Raw genomic sequence first — 4672 nt, forward strand, 5'->3', positions numbered from 1 at the left:
GGCGGCCCCGACCGTCGCGGCTCCCGCCGGGCCCTCGGCGACCACGGCGGCCAGCGGGCCGTCGGCGATGCGTCTGACCAGCTCCTCGTGGTCGATGCGCCCGGCCGCGGCCACCACGACGTCACCCGCACGGAGGACCCTGCGGTGGAACGATCGCAGCGTCTGCGAGTCCAGGGCCACCACCGACTCCTCGGTCCCGATGATCGGGCGGGCCAGCGGGTCATCACCCAACACCGCTCCGGTGGCGAGTTCGCAGGCGAGGTCCTCCGGGTCGTCGGCCCGGCCCGCGAGCTCGTCGAGCACCACGTCCCGCTCGATCTCCACGTCCTCCGGGTCACACGACCCGCGTGCCACCACGTCCACCAGTACGTCCACGGCCGTCGCCAGGCCCTCCGCCGGGACGTGGACGTGGTAGCAGGTGTGCTCCCGGCCCGTGTAGGCGTTGAGGTCACCCCCGAGGAGATCGATCCGCTCGGACAGTTCGAGTCCCGAGGCCGTGGCGGTCCGCTTGAACAGGACGTGCTCGAGGAAGTGCGCGGCACCGTGTTCCTCGGGGGCCTCGTCGGCGGAACCCGCTGCGATCCACACCCCGACCGCCGCGGTGTGGCACCACGGCAGGTTCTCGGTGACCACCCGGAGCCCGGGGATCGATCTGTCCACCCTGATCGTCGGATCCACGGCGACCCTCCCTTCCAGCGATACGAGGCACGCACCCCGCGCTCCGGGGTGCGTGCCTCGTGAGGTGCCGGGGTGCGCGTTCCCGCCCCGGCGGTGTATCAGTTGTCGTCGCCCTCGGCGTCGGCAGGCGATGCCGCCGCGGCGGACTCGTCGCCGACGGGCACGAGGCTGATCTTGCCGCGGTTGTCGATGTCCGCGATCTCGACCTGCATCTTGTCGCCCACGTTCACCACGTCCTCGACCTTGCCGACCCGCTTGCCCTGGCCCAGCTTGGAGATGTGCACCAGGCCGTCGCGGCCGGGCAGCAGCGAGAGGAAGGCGCCGAACGGGGCGGTCTTGACGACCGTGCCGAGGAACCGCTCGCCGACCTTGGGCAGCTGCGGGTTGGCGATGGCGTTGATCTTGTCGATCGCGGCCTGCGCGGACTCGCCGTCCGTGGCCCCGATGTACACGGTGCCGTCGTCCTCGATCGAGACGGAGGCGCCGGTCTCCTCGGTGATCGAGTTGATCATCTTGCCCTTGGGCCCGATGACCTCACCGATCTTGTCGACCGGGACCTTGATCGCGATGATGCGGGGCGCGAACGGGCTGAGCTCGTCCGGCTCGTCGATCGCCTCGGCCATCACGTCGAGGATGGTCAGCCGGGCCTCGCGGGCCTGGGTGAGCGCGCCGGCCAGGACCTCGGACGGGATGCCGTCGAGCTTGGTGTCGAGCTGCAGCGCGGTGACGAACATGCCCGTGCCGGCGACCTTGAAGTCCATGTCGCCGAACGCGTCCTCGGCACCGAGGATGTCGGTGAGGGCCACGTAGCGGGTCTCACCGTCGACCTCGTCGGAGACCAGGCCCATCGCGATACCCGCGACGGGGGCCTTGAGCGGCACACCGGCGTTGAGCAGCGACAGGGTGGAGGCGCAGACGGACCCCATCGAGGTGGAGCCGTTGGAGCTGAGCGCCTCGGAGACCTGCCGGATCGCGTACGGGAACTCCTCGACGCTCGGCAGGACCGGCATGAGCGCACGCTCGGCGAGCGCCCCGTGGCCGATCTCACGACGCTTGGGCGACCCCACGCGACCGGTCTCGCCGGTGGAGTACGGCGGGAAGTTGTAGTGGTGCATGTAGCGCTTGCTGGTCTCCGGACCGAGCGAGTCGATCTGCTGGGCCATCTTGACCATGTCGAGCGTGGTGACCCCGAGGATCTGGGTCTCCCCCCGCTCGAACAGGGCGGAACCGTGGGCCCGTGGGATGACCTCGACCTCGGCGGACAACGCGCGGATGTCCCTGATGCCGCGGCCGTCGATGCGGAAGTGGTCCGTGAGGATCCGCTTCCGGACGATCTTCTTGGTGAGCGACTTGAACGCGGCACCCAGTTCCCCGACGCGACCCTCGAACCGCTCCGAGAGCGAGTCGAGCACCTCGGCCTTGAGCTGGTCGGTCGCCCCGTCGCGCTCCTGCTTGTCCGCGATCGACATGATCTCACCGAGCTTGGCCTCGGCCACCTCGGAGACCGCGGTGAACGCGTCGTCCTGGTAGGGCGGGAAGAGCGGGAACTCCCGGGCCTCGGACGGGGCCGCGGTGGCCAGTGCCTGCTGCGCGGCGCACAGCTCGGAGATGAACGGCTTGGCCGCCTCGAGTCCCTGCGCCACGACGTCCTCGGTGGGCGCCTGCGCGCCACCCGCGATCTTCTCGATGACGGTGTCGGTGGCCTCGGCCTCGACCATCATGATGGCGACGTCGGCGGTGTCACCGGAGCCCACGACGCGACCGGCCACGACCATGTCGAAGACCGCCTCGGAGAGCTGCTCGACGGTGGGGAAGGCGACCCACTGCCCCTCGGGGCGGGCGGCGGTGGGGATGAGCGCGATCCGCACGCCTCCGACCGGACCCGAGAACGGGAGGCCGGACAGCTGCGTGGAGGCGGACGCGGCGTTGATCGCCACGACGTCGTAGAGGTCCTTGGGGTCCAGGCTCATGATGGTCACCACGACCTGGACCTCGTTGCGGACCCCGTCCGCGAAGGTGGGGCGCAGCGGACGGTCGATGAGGCGACACGTGAGGATGGCGTCGGTACTCGGCCGACCCTCGCGGCGGAAGAACGAGCCCGGGATGCGACCCGCGGCGTACATCCGCTCCTCGACGTCCACCGTCAGGGGGAAGAAGTCGAAGTGCTCCTTGGGGTGCTTGCCCGCCGTGGTGGCGGACAGCATCATGGTGTCGTCGTCGAGGTACGCGACGACGGCCCCGGCGGCCTGCTTGGCAAGGCGTCCGGTCTCGAATCGCACCTCGCGGCGACCGAAGTCGCCGTTGTCGATGGTCGCGACGGTCTCGAAGACACCGTCTTCGACCTCGACGGCCGTGATCTCTGGCATGTGTAGTCCTGTCCTGTCGGTGACTGGGGGCCTCACGGCGGAGACGTCTCCGCCGGGCCCGCCGGGTCACACGTCAGGGAATCCCGGTTCGACTTCGGTCTTCGATCGAAGCGGCCGGAACCGGCGCCCCGTCCCGGGGCACCCGCGGTTCCGGCAGCCACTACCGAGGACCGTCAATCGGACCTGTCGACACCCGGTACGTGCGCACCGGCCGTGATCAGGCTACCAGGGACAACACCCCGGGTCACCGGGGGACGCGCGGACACCGCCCCCGTACAGCACTGTTCCCCGCCCTCTTCGAGGACGGGGAACAGCGGGCGTGCGGGCGGGGTCCGCTCAGCGACGCAGACCGAGGCGCTCGATCAGCGAGCGGTAGCGCGCGATGTCGACCTTGGCGATGTACTTGAGGAGACGACGACGACGGCCGACCATCAGGAGCAGACCGCGGCGGGAGTGGTGGTCGTGCTGGTGGCTCTTGAGGTGCTCGGTCAGCTGGCTGATCCGCTTGGTGAGCAGCGCGACCTGGGCCTCGGGCGAACCGGTGTCGGTCTCGTGGATCCCGTACTCGGCCAGTACGGCCTTCTTCTCTTCGGTGGTCATCGCCATGGGTGTCTCCTGGTTGTTCCAGTCCGCGAAAATGAATGACCCCGCCGCCGCGGACCGCAGGAGGGCCGACAGGAGACGTTACCAGTGGAGGGCACCGGCGCCCCAATCGATGATCAGCGGCGGTCGGCGCCGGCGTCGAGAACGGCCCTGGTCCTGGCGACGTCCCGGTCCATGGCCACGAGGAGCTCGTCGACCGAGGAGAACTTCTCCATGTCACGGACGTGGTCGACGAAGTCGACGGCCGCCACCCGCCCGTAGAGGTCCGCCGACTCGTCCAGGACGAACGCCTCGACGCTGCGCGCCGCGTCGCCGAACGTCGGATTGGTCCCCACGGAGATCGCGGCCGGGTAGCGCCGACCGGGCTGGATCGACCCGTCTACCTCGTGATCGTCGAGGAGGGTGAACCACCCCGCGTAGACGCCGTCGACGGGCACTGCCGTGTATTCCGGCAGATCCAGGTTGGCCGTCGGGTACCCGAGGTCGCGTCCACCACGTCCGGCTCCGTGCACGACGATCCCGGACACGCGATGGGGACGGCCGAGGATCGCGGCCGCACCGGCGACGTCGGACTCCGCGAGCAGACGCCGGATCCGGGAGGAGGACACCGGCTCCCCCCCGGATTCCAGCAGATCCATCACCCGGACGTCGATGCCCCGCTCGGCACCCAGCTCGCGCAGCGTCTCCGGGGTACCCGCCGCGCGTCGGCCGAACGAGAAGTTGCTGCCCACGGTGACGGAGCGGCTCCGCAGCCCCCGCACCAGCACGCGGTCGACGAACTCGTCGGGTTCCCACGAGGCCATGTCGGTGTCGAAGGGCAGGGCGAAGACGGCATGGACCCCGAGGTCGCTGGCCAGTTCGGCGCGTCGCTCCAGGGGGGTGAGCACGAGCGGATGCGTACCGGGTCTGATCACCTCGACGGGGTGCGGGTCGAACGTCACCAGCACCGGGCTCGCCCCCGACTCGCGTCCGGTACCCACCGCGTGCTCCACCAGACCCCGGTGACCTCGATGGAGTCCGTCGAA

The 4672-nt window shown here is 70.0% G+C and carries 4 protein-coding genes; all 4 read right to left on the reverse strand.

Annotated features, from left to right (window positions below; genetic code table 11):
* Positions 1-678, reverse strand: a 678-nt coding sequence (locus G6031_RS07220; protein ID WP_182652882.1) for an insulinase family protein, incomplete at its 3' end; no start/stop codon positions are given.
* A 98-nt stretch (positions 679-776) separates the two neighbouring features.
* A complete protein-coding gene (locus tag G6031_RS07225) occupies positions 777-3044 on the reverse strand; it encodes a polyribonucleotide nucleotidyltransferase (RefSeq protein WP_182652883.1) in 2268 nt (755 codons plus the stop codon).
* Positions 3045-3380: 336 nt separating this feature from the next.
* The gene (gene rpsO / locus G6031_RS07230; RefSeq protein WP_107747462.1) at positions 3381-3650 is read right to left on the reverse strand and encodes a 30S ribosomal protein S15; all 270 of its coding nucleotides are present in this window, start codon (positions 3648-3650) and stop codon (positions 3381-3383) included.
* Positions 3651-3763: 113 nt separating this feature from the next.
* The coding region (locus G6031_RS07235; RefSeq protein WP_182652884.1) for a bifunctional riboflavin kinase/FAD synthetase at positions 3764-4672 on the reverse strand (909 nt) is incomplete at its 5' end.

Source organism: Dietzia sp. CQ4, from assembly GCF_014145125.1.
GTDB lineage: Bacteria > Actinomycetota > Actinomycetes > Mycobacteriales > Mycobacteriaceae > Dietzia > Dietzia natronolimnaea.